Raw genomic sequence first — 20,985 nt, forward strand, 5'->3', positions numbered from 1 at the left:
TTTATTTTGATATTACTTTCTTATCTCGAATTTCTTTGTATTTTTGCATCGCGAAAAACAAATATACAATATTTGTTTTTAGGGCCCATAGCTCAGTTGGTTAGTAGCACCTGACTCATAATCAGGGGGTCGCTGGTTCAAGCCCAGCTGGGCCCACCGTCATAAAGGATTACAAACTCTGTTTTGTAATCCTTTTTTTATTCCTGCAACAATCTCTACCATTTCACCATGTTTTCTTTCCTTAATAAAAATGAACCAATCAGACATTCTTAATGTTTAGTTTGTGGACATATAACTATAAAAACATGACAATTTTAAGAGGTAAGTGGTATCAAAAAGTTGATCCGGTGATCATTGAATGGATGTCAAGAAATGGATATTTACTGTTAAGAATCTCCATTGGAATCATCTTCTTTTGGTTCGGAATTCTAAAATTTTTTCCGGGACTAAGTCCCGCTCATGATTTGGCAGTAAACACCATTGACAAAATGACCTTTGGTTTAATCTCGGAAGTTTTAATCATAAATGGGTTGGCTCTATGGGAAGTATTGATTGGAATTGGTCTGATTTCTGGTAAATTCATGCGTGAAACATTGTTTTTACTGTTTCTTCAAATGGCAGGTACATTTACCCCCATTTTCCTATTTCCGGAGGATGTATTTACACGTGTGCCTTATGCACCTACGCTAGAAGGACAATATATTATTAAGAATCTGGTATTGGTATCAGCGGGGATAGTACTTGGCGGGAAACTCAGAAAAACCAACAACCATTAATCAGTCCCAGGAATCGCTTCTGAAAAAGCCATGAAATGCTGCCAATACAATCCAAAACGGATGCAGAACAGAGAAAACCAGTGTTCGTTTATGCTTTAATTTAACATGGAAAAAACCTTTTCCTGATGAAAGAATTAAAACATCAGCAGCGTATTTTATGATGAAACTTGAGAGAAGGATAGGGATAAATTGAGTATAAAACGGGATTAAAAATAGTTGGATTAAAAGTGACAAATTGGTAAACAACACCAAAACTGCCAATATTTTTGAGCTCAAATCGCTATATGTTGTTGTTTTTCCGCCCCAACGGGATCGTTGACGCAACACCATAGACCATTCAGATAAAGCCCTTGTGTAAACAAGGGCTTTGCTACTTTTTAGAAAATCAATTTTCAATCCTGCCGTCTTAAAAGCGTGCATTAAAAACACATCATCACCCGATGCGATATGTTTTCCATCCTGTTTCCCATTCAATTCAATCCATCGATTCTTTTTAAAAACAAGATTTGCTCCGCTGCAATAAAGAGGATGTCCAAGTTGAATTGCACCTGCACCACATATTTGCAATGCATAATAATCAATGGCTTGAAAATCTTGAATAAACGACCCGTCACTTTCAATTGTAACAGGACCTGCCAGCATATCAGCATTGGTTAATCGAATCCACTTAGCAATAGATTCCAGCCACTCCTCCCCCATAACGCAATCTGCATCGGCGGTGACAATATATTGACCTTGTGCCTGATCAATTCCTGTGGCAATTGCCGCTTTCTTACCGCAATTTTGTGAATTAATAATTTTCAGGTTTGAAAGATTAAGTATCCGTTGATGCCAATCATCAGTTGAATGGTCATTCACCAGAATCAATTCAAACTTTTCAGATGGAAGACTCTGCTTTTCAATTTGCCTCAATATCAACGGCAAATTTTCGGCTTCGTTTTTAAAAGGAATGATTACAGATATAAACAGATTACAATTTACATCTTTGTATTCAATATCAGCTTTACTGTACCAACCGTAACGCAACAGCAGAATAACCAAAGCGTAGGAAACAATTATGCCAGGCAGTAAAATTTCCATCATAACGAAATTATTCAGGCAAAAACCTGTATCGCATCCACGCTACCTAACGGTGAGCGAGAGAACCCAATTCTCCATTTGCAACTCATCCAGTAGCTCTTCCTGTCGTTGCAAGGCACGATTTACCGAAGGATACCACTCTGCACTAACCAGAAATCGTCCCTCGTAAGGCAGAATGGAGGCTGTCTTTACTCCCCTTTCAGAAAGTCTGTTCATCATTTGAATGGCAGGTGCTTCCTCTCTGAAACTTCCTACGATTACATGGTGCTGACGAGTTCCTATAACTGGTGGAACAATTTCCTTCTCTGTCTCTGTTTCAACCGGCTCTTTTTCAACCACCTCAGGCTCCTCAACTATCTCGATTGGCTCCGGTTCTACAGGAATTTCTTCTTTAACAAACAAGGATGTGAAAAACCATAAATATGCTCCTGCCAAAAGCAGTAAAAGGACAATGATCAGCGCGATGAGCCAAACCGGAAACCGGTCTCTCTTTTCCACTATTACCTTCTCTTTAGTTTCCTTTACAGTAGATTTCACTCTGGGTTGAACAACTGCCGGTTTTTCTTTAACCGGCTGGGGTTTTGGCTCTACAGGCTTCTTCTCAACCGGAGGTGTCACAGGTGCAGTATATTTTTTATGTTCATCAGGAATCTCCTTTGGTCTGATGGCTTTATCCTCAACATCATCAGTATCCAGATCCAATAAATCTTCATCGGAAATAACTGTGCCGTCCACATTTTCCAATGTATGGGATTTTAACGAATCAGTTTCCTGAGCGGCACTCGCCTCCTGCTCAAATCTTAAAACTCCATTATCATCTTTAGTAAAAACGCCAATACCTTTTATGGTATATACTCCCTCGGAATCCAAAGAGCTTTTGATGGTATTGACATACTCCTCAACTTTTTGAGCAGCAGCAGCAGAATCAATGCTTTCAACCGCACAAATATGACTAATGAGCAAGCCGTCGTTAAAGCTCAAAAAATTATTAAACAATATATTCTGACCCTTTTCTCGGGAAACAATAAATGCTCCGAAATTGGGAATAATTATACGATTGTTCTCTTTAATCAGATCCAGTAAATAATTTTCCATATTCAACAGTTTTTGTGAATGGCGGATTATTATTATTTAATAAAAACAAATATCTTATCAATAATCTCTCAATAGAAGCAAATATAGTTATTTTTCAGATAATTGCTCATTTTGTTTATAAGATTCAATTTTTATACAATAATTCTTAAGGGTATATAAAAAACGGGACGGCTTCGCGAAGCCGTCCCGTTGTAGTGCAATAAATATTTGTTATAAAATCTGCTATTTATTCAGCAGAGAAACAACTTTTTCAAATACCGCCTCTCCGGTGAAACCAAACTCTTTATCCAACACCGTGAAAGGAGCAGAATATCCGAAATGATCCAATCCTGCTACAACTCCATCGGCACCTACAAGCCCTTCAAGATTCACAGGAAGACCAGCGGTTAATCCAAACTTAGGCGTTCCGGGAAGCAATACTTCATCCTGATAAGCTTTTGGTTGATTCCTTAGCAAACCTTCTGAAGGTACTGAGATAATCTGGATTTTCAACCCTTTTTTCTCACGCAATAATTTTGCACCTTCAACAAGTGTAGATACTTCAGAGCCGTTTCCAACAAGAACAACATCAATCTTTCCTTCATCTTTGCATACAATGTATGCACCTTTCTTGGCCTGAAGAGACTTCTCATAACTATTTTCAGGAAGATTGGTGATGTTTTGACGAGAAAGAATCAATGCAGTAGGTGTGGCATTATTCTCCATAGCCATTTGCCATGCAACTGTGGTTTCAATGGCATCGCCTGGACGAACAACCAACATACTGTTGTGGCCTTTGTGGTTTTTCAGTTTTTCCAACAAACGGATTTGCGCCTCTTGTTCTACCGGTTGGTGCGTAGGGCCATCTTCTCCTACTCTGAAAGCATCATGTGTCCACACATACTTAACAGGAAGCTCCATTAAAGCAGCCAAACGAACAGCAGGCTTCATATAATCACTGAACACGAAGAAAGTACCACATACAGGAATAACTCCACCGTGCAACGCCATACCGTTAGCAATGGCAGCCATGGTCAACTCAGCAACACCTGCCTGAAGGAATGACCCTGAAAAATCTCCTTTTGTGAAAGAAGTTGTTTTCTTTAGGAAACCGTCAGTTTTATCAGAGTTTGCAAGGTCAGCAGACATAACGATCATGTTTTCAACCTTTCCTGCAAATTCACTCAAAACTTTAGCTGATGCAGATCTGGTAGCATCATTGGCTTTCTGTTCAATAGCAGAGAAGTCAAATCCTGTCACTTCTCCTGAGAAGAATTTGTTAAATTTAGCCGCTAGTTCAGGATTCTTAAGCTCCCACTCTTGCTGTGCAGTTTTGCGTTCACGAGCTATTTTTGCTTTCTCTTCATTTACTTTGGCGTAAAATTCAGCCACATCCGGGAATATTACGAAAGGATTCTCAGCATCACCACCAAGATTTTCAATGGTTTTTGCGAAAGAGGCACCAGCCGCACTCAAAGGCTGTCCATGTGTGCTTACCATCTTTTCAAAAGATGTTCCATCTTCTTTAACAGCACCTTTACCCATAATGGTTTTTCCTATAATCAGGAAAGGCTTTTCTGTTTCAGCAGCAGCTTCTTTTAAAGCAGCTCTTATTTCATCATGGTTATGCCCATCAATTGTTTTAACTTTCCAACCCCAGGCTTCGTATTTTTTTTCTGTATCTTCAATGGTTACAGCATTGGTTTCAGTTGACAGCTGTATATCGTTGCTGTCATAAAACATCACCAGGTTGCTCAATCCCAAATAACCGGCTATTCTACCAGCTCCCTGAGAAATCTCCTCCTGAATACCACCATCAGAAATGAAAGTATAGGTTTTATGTTGAAGCCATTCTCCAAAACGTTCAGCCAGAAAACGTTCAGCTATAGCAGCTCCAACGGCCATGGTATGACCCTGTCCCAGAGGTCCTGATGTATTCTCAACCCCGCGAGGGATATCAACTTCTGGGTGTCCGGGTGTTGGACTGCCCCACTGTCTGAAGTTGGCCAGTTCCTCCATGGTATATGTTCCGGTTAGTGCCAGAATAGAGTATAGCATGGGTGACATATGACCAGGATCCAAAAAGAAGCGATCTCTATTGATCCAGCCTCTGTCGTTGGGATCGTAGTTTAGAAATTCTGAAAATAGGATGTGCACGAAATCTGCACCGCCCATAGCTCCACCGGGATGACCTGATTTTGCCTTTTCTACCATTGCTGCAGACAATATACGAATGTTATCTGAAGCTCTTATTCCAATCTCTTTACTCATGTTTTGTGACTATTATTTAAGATTTATGCAAATTTAATTCATTATTATGTAGTTATAGGTGGACATTTATGGATAATACCACCACAAAAAAGGAAAGTTAAATACAAAAATAGCTTTTTTCTTAGAACCTAAAAAATCAACTTTCATCACTTTAAATTGATTTGAAGGAATATAACCCCATGAGACAAGGCTTTTCAAATGATTATGTATAATTTACTTTTATATAAAATTTAAAAACTAAATTGATTCTTACGACAATTCTTTGCATTAAAACCACTAAATTTGATTATCAGAAAGACTTAACAAACACTTCCAGATCAAGATGAAGATAGTAGCCGATGATAAAATCCCTTTCCTAAAAGGAGTATTTGAACCATATGCAACCGTTGAATACTACCCCGGAAAAGATATTCAGCCGGAACATGTGAAAAATGCCGATGCGTTAATTGTCCGCACAAGAACAAAGTGTAATGAACAATTGCTTAAGGAATCATCAGTTAAAATAGTTGCTACCGCAACCATTGGAACCGATCATTTTGATATTCCCTGGTTAGAGAAAGCAGGTATTGAGTGGTGTAATTCTCCGGGGTGTAACTCAGGCTCTGTGCGACAATACATTGCTTCTGTTTTTGCTCACCTGATAAAAGAAGGTTTAAAGCCTGAATCAACAACATTAGGTATTGTTGGTGTGGGCATGGTTGGTTCAAAAATTGAAGCTCTGGCACGCACTCTGGGATTCAAAGTATTGCTAAACGATCCCCCACGGGAGAGAAAGGAAGGTTCAGGCAAATTCTCTTCTTTGGAAACCCTGCTTAATAAATCAGACATTGTAACTTTTCATACCCCTCTAAACATGGAAAGTCCTGATGCAACCTTTCACCTTCTGAACAATGATTCAATTAAATTTTTAAAAAGAGGGGCTATTGTCATTAATTCCTCACGGGGAGAGGTAACCTCAACCAACGCATTATTGAGTGGTTTGGATGGTGGAGATATTTCACGTCTGGTTCTGGATGTTTGGGAAAACGAACCGCACATACATCCTGAGCTGCATAAAAGAACCTGGATTGCAACGCCTCACATTGCTGGTTACTCAATGGATGGAAAAGCAAACGGCACCACAATGGCAGTTCAAAAAGTGGCCTCAAAGCTAGGATTTCCCCTTACCGAATGGACACCGGAATCAATACCATCTCCTGCTAATCATTACATATGCCTTGATGCTCATGATAAACATCCATCCTTGGTTGCGGCAAATGCCTTTTTATCAACTTATGATATAAAGGATGACGATCTGAAACTGAGAAATCATCCCGAAGATTTTGAAAAAATCAGAGGTAGCTATCCCATCCGAAGGGAATTTGAGGCATGGATCATTCATCCTGATTCATATCTGAATCAGGAATCCGTAAAAACACTAAAAAATCTGGGGTTTCAATTTGAACAATGATCAATTTACATTAACACCGAACCAAAAACGACGCTCCATCCCAGCACAAATCCTGCATACACCTGTGCCGGCGTATGCGCGCCAAGGTGCAAACGGGCTGTAGCAGTAATGCCGGATGCAAGGAAAAGAAGCACCATCCATCCCGACATATCAAGGCCATACCTTAAAGCCAATGCCATAACTGCACCGGTTACACCTCCAATTCCTATCATATGCATGCTTATTTTCCAAAAAATGGTAATGCCAACCGCTAATAGTAGAGCCAGCAAGGTTACAAGCATAAAATTTCCGATGAGTCCCGGCACACCCATTTTTTTCAATAAAGCATACCCTAAATAGTAAAAAAGTCCGGCAAAAAACACCGGAAACAGCCTCTCACGAGATGTTTCCATGTTAAAACTCTTTATCAGTTTAAACTGATAAAGTAAAGGTAGTAATGAAAGAGGTAAAATGGCTGTTGAAAGAAACACAGTAAAATATATGATTCTTTTTGCATCCAATGACATATACGAAACATGCGTCCCGGCCTGAAAAATCAGATATATCCCAATGGTTGGCATCAACATAGGGTGAAAAAGAATGGATACAATCTTACTGGCTAGCTTCATATGAATTGTTCTTTAAAAAAGTCAAAATGCAACTACTCAACCATTATTCAAACCAGAGAAATAAACCGCACTCAGAGTTTCGACTTGTCGCAACATCGTCTAAAGCTCTTTTCTGAGTCGTGCAACGGGAATATTCAACTGCTCACGGTATTTTGCAACAGTCCGGCGGGCAATATTATAAGATTTTTCTTTCAGTATCTGCGCCAATCGGTCGTCGGTAAGCGGTTTCCGCTTATCTTCATTGGCAATACACTCTTCCAGAATCTTTTTTATTTCGCGGGTTGAGACCTCCTCACCAGAATCGGTTTGTAAACCTTCAGAAAAGAAATATTTCAAAGGGAAAATCCCAAAATGGGTTTGAATGTACTTGCTGTTTGAAACTCTGGAAATGGTGCTTATATCAAGTTGCGTAACATCCGCAATATCCTTCAGAATCATAGGACGAAGCCGCGTTTCATCTCCTTCAACAAAATACTCTTTCTGATAGTCAAGAATGGCTTCCATAACAGTCATCAGTGTGTTTTGTCGCTGCCGGATGGCATCAATAAACCATTTGGCAGAATCAAGTTTTTGCTTCACAAACATCACGGCCTCTTTCTGCTCTTTGCTCTGATTCTTTTTATTGGCCTGATAATCAGAAAGCATTTCCGAATAGGTATGACTGACGCGTAGTTCCGGAAGATTTCGGGAGTTTAGACTAAGTTGAAGCTGACCATCCTCCACCTCAAGCATAAAATCAGGAATGATATGCTGAACTGTCTTGGTCATTGGGTTGCTGTAAGCACTTCCGGGCTTGGGGTTCAATTTCAGAATTTCATCTATGGCATCCTTCAATTCAGCGTCTTCCAAATGAAGACGTTTTAAAATTTTGTCGTAATGTTTCCTGGTGAACTCCTCAAAATGACTCTTCAGAATAGTATATGCATGTTCGATGGCCGGGTTGGATCGATCCTTTTTAACAATCTGCAGAAGCAGACACTCCTGCAAGTCCCGTGCACCTACCCCTGCCGGATCAAAATCATGAATCACCTCCAGTATGTCCAGTGCTTCTTTTTCGTCTACCTCAATGTTTTGAGAAAAAGCCAAATCATCAATTATCTCATCCACTTCCCGCCTCAGATAGCCATCTTCATCAATATTGCCAATCATATATTCCGCAATCATTCGTTCATGCTCAGTCATGATTCTGAGGCCCAGCTGCGCCACAAGATGTTCGTGAAAAGTAGTCCCTGTTGAAAATGGAATATCTTCATACTTATCATCCTTCGAGTAGTTATGGCTTTGAAGTTTATAGGCCGGAATATCGTCTTCCCTTATATAATCGTCAATGGACAACTCATCTTTTTCAACTTCATTTTCTGCTGGAGCATCGCTGTTGTCCTCGTAATTATCATCAGAGTTGTTCTGGCTATCCTTTGAATATTCAAGAACAGGGTTTACCTCCAGCTCCTCCTTGATTCTCTGTTCAAGCTGAGCAGTTGGGATTTCAAGCAGTTTTATCACCTGTATTTGAAGTGGCGATAACTTCTGCAATAATTTATGTTGTAAACTCTGTTTAAGCATACTTATTCGAAATATTGGAAACAATAACGCTTCCCTACAAAAATACAGTTATTTCCTTAATTTCGAAATACAATCAATTCAATCTCTTATCAATTTCGGTTTTAAGCGCATAATGGTTCATCTCGTAACTAATACGTCCAAGTAATATTGCCGGATGGATTTGGTAATTATGACTTACTTCAAGTAATTTATCATCATTCGGGGGCAGTTTGTTGCTTTTAATATTCTTCCAACAATCTTCAGGTATCAATCTTTCCTGGGCAAATTGATCGGCCTCTGATTCAAAAACATCTTTACTGTTCTTTAGGGTCAAATCCAGAAAGCTTTTTTCTTTATTGGTTGTTATGTGCAAATAGATATGTGCAATTTCATGCATAAGGGTAAATGCAAAGTTGTCAATTCTTTTGTGTCTTAAAGTCAATGCAATGGCTGGGTTGTTTTCAGACCAAAATGAAAATCCATCTACCGGAGTTTTGTCGAGCTTTTCAATCTGCACTAGTTTTATTCCGAATTGATTCAGGGTGGATTTCACCTTTTCAATTGTATTGTCATTTTCAAAGAAGATGGTGTTTAGCTTTTGGCACAGTTGATTAATGTTTTCCGGATTAAATGCACTGACAGATTGTTGTTTAGCCTCATACATGGCAAGAGAACTCCATGCAAGCATGTTTTTTTCATCAACCTGCAGCTTTTCAGATTTTCTGTAAAAAGACAATTTATGACCTGCAAAGGTGGTTACCAGGTCATCGACGCTTGAAACATTATATATCGCTTTGATTGCAGGTATATCTTTTTCAAGACTGTCTTTTAAGTATCCCAGCTTCTTAAAATAGTTGACGGGGACATATTCTTTGATGACTTTCCAAATTTCTCTGTTTTTAATTCTGTTAATGTTTTTCTCTTTTACCCGAGCTTTATCTATTTCAAATTGAGATTGAAATTTCATCCAGTAGTCTGCCGGAATTTCAAGAGCCTCTTCAAGCAGGATTGCTATATCGGCCGTAATGGGTCGATTTCCTTTAATAATTTCATTTAAAAAAGATGCTTTTACGCCGATTTCTTTTGCTAAGTCCTTTTGCTTTAATTCCGGTCTGGCTTCAAGTTCGTCCTTGATTAGTGTACCAGGATGTGTAGCCTTATGGGGGACTATACTTTTTTGTGTTGTCATAATTCGTGTCTTTACTTGTAGTGGTTGCTTAATTCAATAATTGAGCAAATGGTTATTGTGTCAGGCTCTTCGCCTTGGAGGGAACTTTTGAATTCAATTCGATATTGTTGATTGACCCGAACCGATTCAAGACCTTTTTTGTCGCCAATTAATTTTTCATAATTCAGACTTTTGATGGGAAATAAATCTTCTACACAGCCAGCAGCTCTTAATTTGTCAATTGTTTGTATGTATTTGGGGATAACGCCTTTGGGAAAGCGGTGCTTTTTGCCTTTTGCTTTCCCTTCTGTATATAGCTGTTCTAAATATTCCTTCTCAAAGACTATCTCCATTTTAAGGTTGGTTATGATGCAAAGGTATATGTTTTTATTTTAATTCACTAATTTAGTGAATAATTTGAGAGGCCTAATTTTGTTTTCTAATCTCTTTTTTGTGACTATCAGCATAACAAATTTTTAGATTGCGAGAGTTTGTTTCCATTTATCACAAGAAATATTGAAGTCTTGTTATAGGTGTTTGGCAACCATCATTTACTATGCAGAAGGCAAGTCGAATTAATCCTTAACCATGTTTAGAATTGCATTAATGTCCTGTTATGGACAAAAAAGTTTTTATCTGACAGTAGTGAAAAGGTATAATGTATTCAAACAAAAAAGCACCTCCTGAAAACCGTGTGAATTGGAAACCCGGTTTCGGAAAGTGCCTTTTTCAACAACCTGTATTTTTGCTTTGGTTTAATAGATTAAGGGAAGGGATTTACTCCTTGTTTGTTATCTCTAAATCAAAAGTAGGGTATTTCATAAAAACAGCATTTGCAAATGGTAAAAAGCATTTGCATAATGTAAAAAATGCACCAAATGGTGCATTTTTTTATAAAGGATCTACATCGTTAACAATTTGTACATATTTCCACCTCTCATTAGCCAATGTCTGATTAATACAATCCCGAATCAGCTTTTTAACCTGCGATGGAGAAGCCTTCCGTTCATATTTAATCATGATTCTTTGCAGGTGATGATCTTGTATTCTGTTTACAGGCGGAACTTGCGGACCAAGAATCCTCGATCCAAATACGGATCGCAACAATCCGGCAAGATAATTTGCTGCCTGATTGGTCACATTTTGGTTTTTGTGTTTTATGGTGAGATGGATGATTCTGTAAAATGGCGGGTAATTAAATTGTTCCCGCTCTTCGATTTGTTCCTGGTAAAAGGCCGCGTAATTGTTACTTCTAACCTTCGCGATAACGGGATGTTCCGGATCTGATGTCTGGATAATTACCGTACCACGTTTATGCTTGCGTCCGGCACGACCGCTCACCTGAGCCATCATCTGAAAACTTTTTTCAAAGGCTCTGAAATCCGGATGATTCAACATTTGGTCGGCATTTAAAATGCCGACCAGGCTGACCCGATCAAAATCAAGGCCTTTTGTCACCATCTGTGTACCTACCAAAATATTAAATTCACCCTGCTCAAATCCGGATATGATGTTTTCATATCCTTTGCGTGAGCGGGTTGTGTCATAATCCATTCGAGCAATGGATGCTTCCGGGAAAATCTGACCAATCTCCTCCTCTATTTTTTGAGTTCCAAAACCTTTTAAGATCAGAGTTGGGCTTTCGCATGCCTGACAAGTTGAGTGGACATTTGATGAATATCCGCAATAGTGACAAATCAGCTGATGAATGTGTTTATGATATGTTAAACTTACATCGCAATGTTTGCATTTGGGAATCCAGCCACATGACATACACTCCATAAATGGGGCAAAACCGCGCCGGTTCTGGAAAAGAATGACCTGCTGCTGATTGCTCAAAGCCTCTTTAATATGTTCAAGCAACTGGGGTGAAAAGTGAGATTGCATCATTTTTTTTCGCTGCGCCTCACGGGTATTCACCACAATGATTTCCGGCAACATCATTCCTTCATACCGAGTGGTGAGCTCGACCAACCGGTATTTATTACTACGAACATTAAAATAGCTTTCGATGGATGGGGTGGCAGTTCCCAACAGAACGTTGGATTTGAATTGCTGACCCAACACAAGAGCTACATCTCTGGCATGATAGCGTGGCGCAGGATCAAACTGCTTAAAGGAATTCTCATGCTCCTCATCAACAATGATCAATCCGAGATTGCTAAAAGGTAAAAACACCGATGACCGAACACCCAGAATAACCCGGTAACTCTTATTATTCAACAAATTATTATAAACTTCCACTCGTTGGTCATCGCTGAACTTACTGTGATAAATTCCAAGTTTATCTCCAAAATGAGCTTTCAATCGATTGGTTATTTGAGTGGTAAGCGCAATTTCGGGTAAAAGATACAGAGCCTGTTGGCCTTGCTTTAAAACCTGTTCAATCAGGTGGATATAAATCTCCGTTTTACCGCTTGATGTAACGCCGTGCAACAACACAGGTCGATTTTCACCAAAACCATCAATGGTTTCCTTCAGAGCTGTTTGCTGTTCAGGCGATAAAATTTTCAATTCCTGAACTTTCTCAACTTTACTGGTAAGCAAACGATCCACATTGCGTTTTGTCTGAACCAGAATTTCCTTTTTTACAAGCTCATTGATAGCAGCACCCGCATTGCCGTTTATTGAAACAAATTCCTTTTTCAAAATTTCTTTCCCTGCAATTGCTCCACCTACCCCTCCTGCATGCTGTAAAAAAAGCATCAAAACCTCCAGCTGCTTTGGAGCACGGTTGAGGGTCTCAAATACATCACGAAGAGAATTTTCATTATGCATATCGTTATGCAGTGAAAGAAAAACTTCAGTTTTCGGTCGCCACGAACCTTTCAGCTGCTCATTTACAACAATGGCATCCATATCAATTAACTGCTTTAAAATGTGGTGACAACTTTTAAGGCCTGAAAACTGATTTATTTCACTGATGGTGCTATGCTTTTTTGCAGCAATAAAATCTAATATCTGTTGATGTTTTTCAGGTAATACGGATTCCGCTTCAAACTCATCATTATAATAAATCCGGGTTTCACTCTCAAGTTTTAAACCCGATGGCAATGCTGCTTTATAAACCTCCCCTAAAGTACATTGATAATAATCGGCCATCCACTCCCAAAGCTTTAACTGATTTGATGTTACGATGGGCTTGTCGTCGAGAATGGATATAATAGGTTTGGTTTCGTAAGCTTCTGGCTTGTTGTTATGAAGTGAGAAAATGATTCCAGACAGAAGTTTCTTTTTCCCGAAGGATACCACTACCCTCTGACCTGATTCTGTGGTTCCTCGATGTTCCGTAGGAACCTCGTAGGTAAACAATCTTGGCAAAGGTACCGGCAGCACTATATCAGCATACTTCATCTCTCTATTTTTTGTTTTTTCCCCTCTTGATGGAACTAATCAGCAAAAACAATCTGTTTAAAGCAAATATAACAATTCGAAATTACTCCTGGGTCGAATTCCTTACTATTTAGGTATGCAAAATGGGTAAAAATACCCATTCTGAAAACTCAAATATTTGTTAAAATTACATCTTGAAATCATATGCTCAAATCTCTAACCAAAATAAATTGCCAAAGAATAATTTGAAACCAACTAAACCGAATCCTTAAAATGCCATTTGAAGCCTGCGTTGTACTCATAGTAATTGCATTAATGGTTGTAGCTCTAATAAAAGAGCTCGTCAGGCCGGGAATGATACTCTTTTCAGCCATGATTCTGTTGATGGTTATGGGTGTTATCAGTACCGATGAAGCCCTTTCGGGGTTTTCAAACAGAGGGATGATTACAGTTGCGGTGCTTTTTATCGTAAGCGAAGGCATCAGCTTAACAGGTGCACTGCGGTTTACAGCACGAATGATACTTCCGAAGCGCAGAAAAGCCATTCACTGGCTTTATCTGCAAATTGCATTGCCAATTTCATTCTTCTCAGCATTTCTGAACAACACACCAGTAGTCGTCATATTTGCTCCCATCATAAAAAACTGGTCGGAAAAGTTACAGCTTCCCGCATCCAAGTTCCTGATGCCTCTTTCGTATGCAGCCATATTGGGCGGAATGTGCACCCTTATTGGCACTTCAACCAACCTTGTAGTGCATGGTCTGATGCTCGAAAATGGCATGAAAGGTTTTTCCATGTTCGAACTTGGAAAAGTGGGACTTCCAATCGCCATTGCAGGACTTTTGTACATTGCTTTGATGGGCGGACTGCTTTTACCCGGAAAACGGGCAAAACACATGACAAAGAACCAGTTCAAAGAGTATTTTTATGATGTTTATGTTACCGAAAAGAGCCGGTTAATTGGTCAGAAACCAGTACGGGGATTTCTTCCTGACCTGAGAACGGTTAAAATTGAAAAACTGGTGCGCAATGGCAAAGAGTACAATCTTGAAGATGAAGAAACAACCATTGAAGAGAACGATAAGCTTTTATTGCGCGGAACATCCGAAACCTTCTATGATTTAATGAACAGTCCATACGTTAAGCTAAAGGGCATAGACAACATGGACGAATCATTAAAAAACAAAAAACTTAAACAGGTAGAGGCCGTTTTGGCTCCGCGTTTTCCGGGGTTGGGACAAACCATTGGTGACTTTGATTTCTATCACCACTATCAGGCTGTCGTAATGGCCATTAATCGCAATGGAGAACGCATTACCGACAACATCGAAAACATTGTGCTTCAGGAAGGAGATACTGTTATTTTGCTGGCCACCGAACAGTTTATCAAAAACTGGAGTGAGTCCAAGATTTTTTATCTCACCTCATACATTGGTGATGTGAGCAACGGAACCAATAAAAACAAAAAAATACTTGCGGCAGTTATTGTTCTGTTGATGGTCATAGGTGCCACAATTGGCGAACATTTGCCGCCAATTGGGCCAAACAGGCTGGACATGTTCTGGTTTGCATCTCTGGCAGCCATTATCATGGTGTGGACATCAATTGTTCCCCACCAACGTTATACTAAAGCCATCAGTTGGGATGTTCTGATTACCATTGCCGCCTCTTTGGGAATCAGTAAAGCCATGCAAAATTCCGGTGTGGCAGAGCTGATTGCTTCCACTGCCATTAGTTTTTCTCAAAATCATGGTCCCATTGTGGTATTGGCAACCATATACATTCTTACCAATATTTTTACCGAACTCATTACCAACAATGCTGCGGCAGCATTGGTGTTCCCAATTGCACTGGCAGCAGGTCAGCAAATGGGGGTTGATCCCAAACCATTTTTTGTGGCCATTTGTATGGCCTCGTCAGCGAGTTTTTCAACTCCGATTGGTTATCAAACCAATCTGATTATTCAATCAATAGGCAATTACAAGTACACTGATTTTGTTAAAATTGGTCTGCCACTGAATATCATTGCATTTATTGTATCGTTAACAGTCATCCCGTTTTTGTGGAGTTTTTAACAATAATAGATCGTTAGAATATAAGACTTTTAGATAATAGACAAAAGAATATACTTGATTTAAAGCTACTTATATGCTTTACAGACAGGTTTGTATCTGGCTGTAAATCAAGGAAACAAAAAAGTTTAACGAACTATTATAACAATAAACATAGAGAAAAACCTATGGCATCGTACGTGTTAAGCCAAAGGTATTTGTCTATACATTAAGAGACACAGGTAAAATTTCGAGTTCCAAAGTAACTTATTTGTAGCAGCATTAATATAATATAACAAGCTGTTAACAAATTCTTGATGCAGAGGTAACACATTCAGAGTAAATTTAAGTAGTCAGAAACTTAAATTGTTTTGACGAATTAAGAACAAAATTGCAGGTTGATTAGTTATTTACCTGTGCTAATAGAGATCTATTCCTAATTACCATTAACCTATACTTATGCTGCAATCGAATATTACTCTATCGGAAAACAGTTCTTTTTGCAATCAGGTTATGCCATCCTGGACAAACCGATATTACGAGCCGGATCGATTTTATCAGTCCGGATATGAATTAATCAGAACAAATGGGAACAGGAATGAAGCCTTCCTGATGCTTCTATCTTCCATCACATCATGGGACGAGGAGGTGATTACTTGCGGCCACCATAAAGAGAGCGAGGAAACAGAATCACTGATGAAAAGTCTGGGCATTGTTTGTCAGCCATATTTCGAATATCCTGACGAAATGGGAACAATCAGCCAAATTTTAGAGGCACGTCCGGCCATTTCACATATGGTTTTGAATATAAACTCTGGCTTCAGAGTAACAGATAAATTTCTTTCATCCATTAATTGGCTAAAGGAAATTCATCGGCTCAACCTTATTGTGAACTGCCACTCCGAAGTGACCGGTATAAACGATGTTTTCCATGGAATCATCGATTTTCTGGTTGGAGAAACCTTCGATGGAAACGGATATGTGATAGCCAGACGTAATCGTCTGGTACAAACCGAGGGCAATTCAAGGTCACTGCAGCTTGATTTATACAATCTCTGGCAAAAGCAGGTAACTTCCCGTAAAGCCATTATTGAGCCGATGGATTTGTGTGAAGTATGATATTACAATAGATCATTAGATTTACAGAATATTAGATGCCAGACAAAATCAAGTCTTTGGTTTAAACTACATTGCATGATCAACAAGCAAGTTTGCACATACCTGTAATTCAGGCTACAAAAAAAGCTTTATGAACGACTAATTTATACAAATATTCCAAAGAAATATGCGGCCAATAGCAGGTAAACAAACATTCCTGAAATATCGTTAAGCGTAGTAATAAATGGGCCTGTGGCCATGGCCGGGTCAATTTTTAATTTATGCAGGAACAGCGGTAAAAATGTTCCAAACAGAGAAGCAAACATCACTACTGAAAACATGGCTGAAGCAACAGTGAGGGTAAGGGCAAACACCGACCCTATGGCCATGTTATAAGCAAATACAAGAAGAGCAAGAGCAGTAGCATTCAACAATGCCACGGACAACTCTTTCAGCAGTTTCTTTAGATTACTTTCAATACCAAGACTTCCACTGGCCAAAGATTGAACCATAATTGCTGAAGATTGTATACCAACGTTTCCTCCCATGGCAGCAATCAGTGGCATAAAAAATGCCACTTGCGGATTATCATCTATATTTCCCTCAAAAACACTAATCACCCTGGAGCCAAAAAGACCGCCAACCAATCCAATCATTAACCAGGGGATACGTGCTTTGGTGTGCCGGAACACGCTGTCGGACACTTCCACATCGTGGGTAATACCCGATGCAAGCTGGTAATCCTTCTCGGCTTCTTCGCGCATCACATCCACTACATCATCAATGGTAATGCGGCCAACCAATCGGCCAATGCTATCGGTAACCGGAAGAACAACCAAATCGTATTTATTCATAATGTTGGAAACCTCCTCCGACGTAACATCTGCGCTTACTGAAATTACATCGGGATTGTAGATGTCTTTAACGATGGTATCTGTAGCGCTTAAAAGCATTTTTTTCAATGATAGGGTTCCTTTCAGAATGCCATCATTATCTACTACATAAACAAAATAAACCTCATCCACCTCTTCGGCTTGCCTGCGCATACTGCGCAGGCAGGTTATAATGCTCCATGATTCTTTGACCTTAATTAATTCCTTGGCCATCAATCCACCGGCAGAATTTTCCTTGTAGTGAAGCAAATCTACGATGTCGCCGGCAACAGAGATGTCATCCAGAAAAGAGAGTACCTCTTTTTGTCGCTCTTCGTCAAGTTCAGAGAGTACGTCAACGGCATCATCCGAATCCATCTTGTCGATGAATCGGCGGGCAATGACCTCACTTGGCAACGCTTTCAGGAATTTTAACCGGTCCTCCTCTTCAAGTTCAATCAGAACGTCGGCGGCAGTGTCATCGTCAAGTAGAAAATAGAGGTATTTGGCCTCCTCGATACTGAGTTCTTCGTAAATTTCAGCTATATCGGCAGGGTGTAACTCTCCGAGTAACTGCAACAAAGTCTCCTCATCTTTCTGTTCAATCAGAAGTCTGAGATTCTCAATATATTCCCTTGTGAGTTCAAAATTTGCCATAGACCGGAGTTTTATTCGGTTACACAATTAAGTACACATCATTCACAAAGCGGATGCTCCTGAATCAATGATGTGAGTTCCTGAAATCCCTGAACAGACAACTGTTCAGGACGAAGATTAAACACCGGGAGGTGTTTAATCGCTTCCATGTTGCATGGAATATTCTTCAAGCTGTTTCGCATCGTCTTTCGACGTTGGTTAAAAGCAGCTTTCACAACCTTAATAAACAACTTTTCATCGCATGGAAGTTTTTCCACATCGTTTCTTAGCAGCCTGATTACACCAGATTTTACTTTAGGAGGCGGAATAAACACATGTTCGTCTACGGTAAAAAGATATTCGGCCGTGTAAAATGATTGTAAGAACACGCTCAGAATGCCATACTCTTTTGAGCCGGGACCCGAGGTTATTCGCCTTCCTACTTCTTTTTGCACCATGCCAACCAAAGCTTCCACCTGATGACGGTTCTCGAAAGCCTTAAAGAAAATCTGGCTGGAAATATTATATGGGAAATTGCCTATGATACTAAACTTTCCGGGGAATAACTTTTGAAAATCCAGTTTTAGGAAATCCCCTTCAATAATTTTGTTCTGCAGTTGCGGATAATGCTCATGAAGATAAGAAACAGATTCTGTATCTATTTCAACCAGTTGCAGTTCAATATCGGGTCTATTAACAAGGAATTGTGTAAGCACACCCATCCCTGGCCCCACCTCAATGACATAAGTCGGAGGGGTTGACAGACTTTCTGTTATTCTTTCGGCAATGGCCGGTTCGTTCAGGAAGTGCTGTCCCAGATGTTTTTTTGCCCTTACACGCTTCATCGTCCATGGTTCACCGGTTTATAAAGACATTCATTCTCAGTTTTGGCCAATATCATTTCATTTCGTAACATTGTAAATAAAATAAATATTAGCGGTACAAAGGTAAGACTATTTTTGTAACCTCTTTTAGCTTTACATATTTCTTTATTCAACCTGAAATAAAAAAACCGGTAATTTGAAAACCCAAAAGTATAAAGCGCTCCAGTTTGTCTTTTTTTTGCTGCTGGGACTTGGGATATTGTGGTGGTTATACAAAGACCAGGATCCGGAAGAACTCATGAATGCTCTGCAAAAAGAGGTGAATTATTTTTGGATTGCTGCCATGATATTTGTTGCGTTCCTGAGCAATTTAAGCCGCACCATACGCTGGCAAATGTTGATTGCTCCCGTTGATCGCCGTCCCGGGTTCATCAACACTTTCCTGGCTTTGATGATAGGCTATATTGCCAATTTGGCCATTCCCAGAATGGGCGAGCTATCGAGATGTGCAGTTTTAAGTCGTTACGAAAACATCTCCTTTTCAAGATTGGTGGGAACCGTGGTCACAGAGAGAATTTTAGATTTGATTATGTTGATCGTCTCCTTTTCGCTGGTTTTAGTTCTTGAGTTTGGCTTGCTTCGAAGAATGCTTTCAGGAATGATTGATTATAGTGCATTCAAAACATACTTGCTGACTCCTACGCCTTATGTTGTCATCTTTCTGCTTTTTATGTCGTTTTGGTTTTTTAGAAAAAAGATTAAGGCAAGCGGACTGTTCTTTAGGATACAAACGCTGTGGGAAAAATTCAGAGAAGGACTGCTCTCTTTTCGGAAAGTGATACACAAACCTTGGTTCATCATACATACTCTTCTGATTTTTTTCTTCTATTTTTTAATGATGTATGTAAGCTTCCAAGCTTTTCCGGCCACTCAACACCTATCACTTCTTGCCGGGTTAACAGTGTTTGTTTTTGGGACTTTGGGCATGGTCGCACCGGTTCAGGGAGGAATCGGCCCATGGCATTTTATGGTTATAACAGCATTGGTCGGATACCACATTCCAACGTCACAGGCTGCAGTTTTTGCCTTGGTAACACATGGCGCATTCAATTTAATGGTCGTGGTTTGCGGACTTATTTCATTGCTGGTTTTACCCCTAATTAATCCGAAACAGGCAAAAAATGAATGATCAGAAAAACCAAATCTCCATCAGGTTAGCCAGATTGATCATATCTGTGGTGTCTCTTGCATATGTGGTTTACCGGATTATTAACTTCCAAAAATGGGAGGACTTCTTTCAACATCTTTCTGACAACAGTTCGATCTTTTATCTTTTGCTGATTATTCAATTTCTGATGCTGGCTCTTAACATGTCCTTTGAAGGGGCAAAATGGAAATATCTGTTAACGCCGATTCGGATTCAAAATATTAAGATTTCGTTAATTCAGGTTTTGAAAGGACTTCAATTGGGAGTTATAACGCCTGCTCGTATAGGAGAACCATTAGCCAGAGCGCTAATGCTTCCACAGGGATCACGCGTTAAAGCCTTTCTGCTATCAGCTGCCGGAAGCATCCTGCAAAACATTGTTTTGGGAATTGGCGGAATTGGAGGGTTGGTTTACCTCGCCTCTACAAGTGATTTCAATTCAACCCTATTATCGGCACTGAAGGAGCAGATCATTTTTTATGTCGGAATATTTATTGCAACCATGCTGATCATTCTGGTAATGCTTTTTAAAATCATATCTTCTCAAAAAAGCAAACACTACTTTAAAAAAGCAGCACAACATATTGTTGTGCTGCAACAGCTAACAACTAAAAATATAATCATCGTAACAGGATTTACAATTCTAAGATACATGGTGTACACTTCTCAACTTTGGTTAATGTTATGGTTTTTTGGTATCTCAACACATCCTTCCGATTTTAATCTGATTTTCATCTATTTTGCAACCATTACATTTATACCCGCAATTGCCATGGCCGATATAGGCATAAGAGGCTCGGTGGCGCTGTTTCTATTCGGAATGATATCTGTTAATTACGAAGCGATTATGGTATCCGTTTTTATACTCTGGGTCATTAACGTTGGAACGCCTGTGATTTTAGCATCATTTTTTAAAAGTCAGGAGAAAAGGAGTTCCCTGCCTATAAACCAAACATGAATTGAAAGAATGATTTTGCTTGCAATTGTATAAATT

General features: G+C 39.5%; 16 protein-coding genes and 1 tRNA gene. 7 read left to right on the forward strand and 10 right to left on the reverse strand.

The genetic code is table 11. The annotated features are described in order from the left end of the window. The first annotated feature begins 81 nt into the window (after nucleotides 1–81). Together EV194_RS02280 and EV194_RS02285 are read left to right on the forward strand one after the other, a co-directional pair. Nucleotides 82–156 (forward strand) — tRNA-Ile (locus EV194_RS02280). A gap of 149 nt (nucleotides 157–305) precedes the next feature. Then, a complete protein-coding gene (locus EV194_RS02285) occupies nucleotides 306–776 on the forward strand; it encodes a DUF417 family protein (protein ID WP_132431667.1) in 471 nt (156 codons plus the stop codon). Here the strand turns inward: EV194_RS02285 and EV194_RS02290 are convergent, their stop codons facing one another. From EV194_RS02290 to EV194_RS02300, 3 genes are all read right to left on the reverse strand, one after another. Beyond that, nucleotides 777–1,859 carry a glycosyltransferase gene (locus tag EV194_RS02290; RefSeq protein ID WP_132431669.1) on the reverse strand — a complete coding sequence of 361 codons (1,083 nt, stop codon included), beginning with the start codon at nucleotides 1,857–1,859 and terminating at the stop codon, nucleotides 777–779. It abuts the gene before it with no gap. A 39-nt stretch (nucleotides 1,860–1,898) separates the two neighbouring features. Continuing rightward, on the reverse strand, nucleotides 1,899–2,951 hold the full coding sequence (locus EV194_RS02295; protein ID WP_132431671.1) for a hypothetical protein: 1,053 nt from the start codon (nucleotides 2,949–2,951) through the stop codon (nucleotides 1,899–1,901). A gap of 222 nt (nucleotides 2,952–3,173) precedes the next feature. Beyond that, nucleotides 3,174–5,201, reverse strand: coding sequence for a transketolase family protein (locus EV194_RS02300; protein ID WP_132431673.1), 2,028 nt, complete (start codon nucleotides 5,199–5,201; stop codon nucleotides 3,174–3,176). A 322-nt stretch (nucleotides 5,202–5,523) separates the two neighbouring features. Between EV194_RS02300 and EV194_RS02305 the strand changes: the two genes are divergently transcribed. After that, nucleotides 5,524–6,651 carry a 4-phosphoerythronate dehydrogenase gene (locus EV194_RS02305; protein WP_132431675.1) on the forward strand — a complete coding sequence of 376 codons (1,128 nt, stop codon included), beginning with the start codon at nucleotides 5,524–5,526 and terminating at the stop codon, nucleotides 6,649–6,651. Nucleotides 6,652–6,656: 5 nt separating this feature from the next. On the opposite strand, the gene EV194_RS02310 is transcribed toward EV194_RS02305, so the two are convergent. The 5 genes from EV194_RS02310 to priA form a co-directional block, all read right to left on the reverse strand. After that, nucleotides 6,657–7,259 (reverse strand): PAP2 family protein, encoded by a 603-nt coding sequence (locus EV194_RS02310; protein WP_132431677.1) that lies wholly within the window; start codon nucleotides 7,257–7,259, stop codon nucleotides 6,657–6,659. A 99-nt stretch (nucleotides 7,260–7,358) separates the two neighbouring features. After that, nucleotides 7,359–8,822 (reverse strand): RNA polymerase factor sigma-54, encoded by a 1,464-nt coding sequence (rpoN, locus tag EV194_RS02315; RefSeq protein WP_132431679.1) that lies wholly within the window; start codon nucleotides 8,820–8,822, stop codon nucleotides 7,359–7,361. A 73-nt stretch (nucleotides 8,823–8,895) separates the two neighbouring features. Next, nucleotides 8,896–9,990 (reverse strand): HigA family addiction module antitoxin, encoded by a 1,095-nt coding sequence (locus EV194_RS02320; protein WP_132431681.1) that lies wholly within the window; start codon nucleotides 9,988–9,990, stop codon nucleotides 8,896–8,898. A gap of 11 nt (nucleotides 9,991–10,001) precedes the next feature. After that, nucleotides 10,002–10,322 carry a type II toxin-antitoxin system RelE/ParE family toxin gene (locus EV194_RS02325; RefSeq protein ID WP_132431683.1) on the reverse strand — a complete coding sequence of 107 codons (321 nt, stop codon included), beginning with the start codon at nucleotides 10,320–10,322 and terminating at the stop codon, nucleotides 10,002–10,004. A gap of 538 nt (nucleotides 10,323–10,860) precedes the next feature. Continuing rightward, nucleotides 10,861–13,323, reverse strand: a complete 2,463-nt coding sequence (gene priA, locus EV194_RS02330; RefSeq protein ID WP_132431685.1) for a replication restart helicase PriA — start codon at nucleotides 13,321–13,323, stop codon at nucleotides 10,861–10,863. A gap of 252 nt (nucleotides 13,324–13,575) precedes the next feature. Here priA and EV194_RS02335 point away from each other — a divergent pair, with 252 nt between their 5' ends. Next, nucleotides 13,576–15,378 (forward strand): SLC13 family permease, encoded by a 1,803-nt coding sequence (locus EV194_RS02335; protein WP_132431687.1) that lies wholly within the window; start codon nucleotides 13,576–13,578, stop codon nucleotides 15,376–15,378. A 435-nt stretch (nucleotides 15,379–15,813) separates the two neighbouring features. Then, nucleotides 15,814–16,473, forward strand: a complete 660-nt coding sequence (locus EV194_RS02340; RefSeq protein ID WP_132431689.1) for a hypothetical protein — start codon at nucleotides 15,814–15,816, stop codon at nucleotides 16,471–16,473. 143 nt (nucleotides 16,474–16,616) lie between these two features. On the opposite strand, the gene mgtE is transcribed toward EV194_RS02340, so the two are convergent. Both mgtE and rsmA read right to left on the reverse strand, forming a co-directional pair. Beyond that, nucleotides 16,617–17,981, reverse strand: coding sequence for a magnesium transporter (mgtE, locus tag EV194_RS02345; protein WP_132431691.1), 1,365 nt, complete (start codon nucleotides 17,979–17,981; stop codon nucleotides 16,617–16,619). A 38-nt stretch (nucleotides 17,982–18,019) separates the two neighbouring features. Beyond that, nucleotides 18,020–18,805 carry a 16S rRNA (adenine(1518)-N(6)/adenine(1519)-N(6))-dimethyltransferase RsmA gene (gene rsmA / locus EV194_RS02350; RefSeq protein WP_132431693.1) on the reverse strand — a complete coding sequence of 262 codons (786 nt, stop codon included), beginning with the start codon at nucleotides 18,803–18,805 and terminating at the stop codon, nucleotides 18,020–18,022. Between the two features lie 175 nt (nucleotides 18,806–18,980). Here rsmA and EV194_RS02355 point away from each other — a divergent pair, with 175 nt between their 5' ends. Both EV194_RS02355 and EV194_RS02360 read left to right on the forward strand, forming a co-directional pair. After that, nucleotides 18,981–19,973, forward strand: coding sequence for a lysylphosphatidylglycerol synthase transmembrane domain-containing protein (locus EV194_RS02355; protein WP_132431695.1), 993 nt, complete (start codon nucleotides 18,981–18,983; stop codon nucleotides 19,971–19,973). Beyond that, nucleotides 19,966–20,949: a lysylphosphatidylglycerol synthase transmembrane domain-containing protein gene (locus EV194_RS02360; RefSeq protein ID WP_132431697.1), complete on the forward strand. Its 984-nt coding sequence runs from the start codon at nucleotides 19,966–19,968 to the stop codon at nucleotides 20,947–20,949. The genes EV194_RS02355 and EV194_RS02360 overlap by 8 nt, the downstream gene beginning before the upstream one ends. Nucleotides 20,950–20,985: the final 36 nt, after the last annotated feature.

The sequence above is a fragment of the Natronoflexus pectinivorans genome (genome assembly GCF_004345615.1).
Lineage (GTDB): Bacteria > Bacteroidota > Bacteroidia > Bacteroidales > Marinilabiliaceae > Natronoflexus > Natronoflexus pectinivorans.

What these genes read in the sequence shown, in the direction of transcription:
- priA (WP_132431685.1), bottom strand. Translation starts at nt 13,323, where the DNA reads ATGAAGTATGCTGATATAGTGCTGCCGGTACCTTTGCCAAGATTGTTT.
- EV194_RS02305 (WP_132431675.1), top strand. Translation starts at nt 5,524, where the DNA reads ATGAAGATAGTAGCCGATGATAAAATCCCTTTCCTAAAAGGAGTATTT.
- EV194_RS02340 (WP_132431689.1), top strand. Translation starts at nt 15,814, where the DNA reads ATGCTGCAATCGAATATTACTCTATCGGAAAACAGTTCTTTTTGCAAT.
- EV194_RS02360 (WP_132431697.1), top strand. Translation starts at nt 19,966, where the DNA reads ATGAATGATCAGAAAAACCAAATCTCCATCAGGTTAGCCAGATTGATC.
- EV194_RS02320 (WP_132431681.1), bottom strand. Translation starts at nt 9,990, where the DNA reads ATGACAACACAAAAAAGTATAGTCCCCCATAAGGCTACACATCCTGGT.
- EV194_RS02310 (WP_132431677.1), bottom strand. Translation starts at nt 7,259, where the DNA reads ATGAAGCTAGCCAGTAAGATTGTATCCATTCTTTTTCACCCTATGTTG.
- EV194_RS02285 (WP_132431667.1), top strand. Translation starts at nt 306, where the DNA reads ATGACAATTTTAAGAGGTAAGTGGTATCAAAAAGTTGATCCGGTGATC.
- EV194_RS02295 (WP_132431671.1), bottom strand. Translation starts at nt 2,951, where the DNA reads ATGGAAAATTATTTACTGGATCTGATTAAAGAGAACAATCGTATAATT.
- EV194_RS02300 (WP_132431673.1), bottom strand. Translation starts at nt 5,201, where the DNA reads ATGAGTAAAGAGATTGGAATAAGAGCTTCAGATAACATTCGTATATTG.
- EV194_RS02325 (WP_132431683.1), bottom strand. Translation starts at nt 10,322, where the DNA reads ATGGAGATAGTCTTTGAGAAGGAATATTTAGAACAGCTATATACAGAA.
- rsmA (WP_132431693.1), bottom strand. Translation starts at nt 18,805, where the DNA reads ATGAAGCGTGTAAGGGCAAAAAAACATCTGGGACAGCACTTCCTGAAC.
- mgtE (WP_132431691.1), bottom strand. Translation starts at nt 17,981, where the DNA reads ATGGCAAATTTTGAACTCACAAGGGAATATATTGAGAATCTCAGACTT.
- EV194_RS02335 (WP_132431687.1), top strand. Translation starts at nt 13,576, where the DNA reads ATGCCATTTGAAGCCTGCGTTGTACTCATAGTAATTGCATTAATGGTT.
- rpoN (WP_132431679.1), bottom strand. Translation starts at nt 8,822, where the DNA reads ATGCTTAAACAGAGTTTACAACATAAATTATTGCAGAAGTTATCGCCA.
- EV194_RS02290 (WP_132431669.1), bottom strand. Translation starts at nt 1,859, where the DNA reads ATGATGGAAATTTTACTGCCTGGCATAATTGTTTCCTACGCTTTGGTT.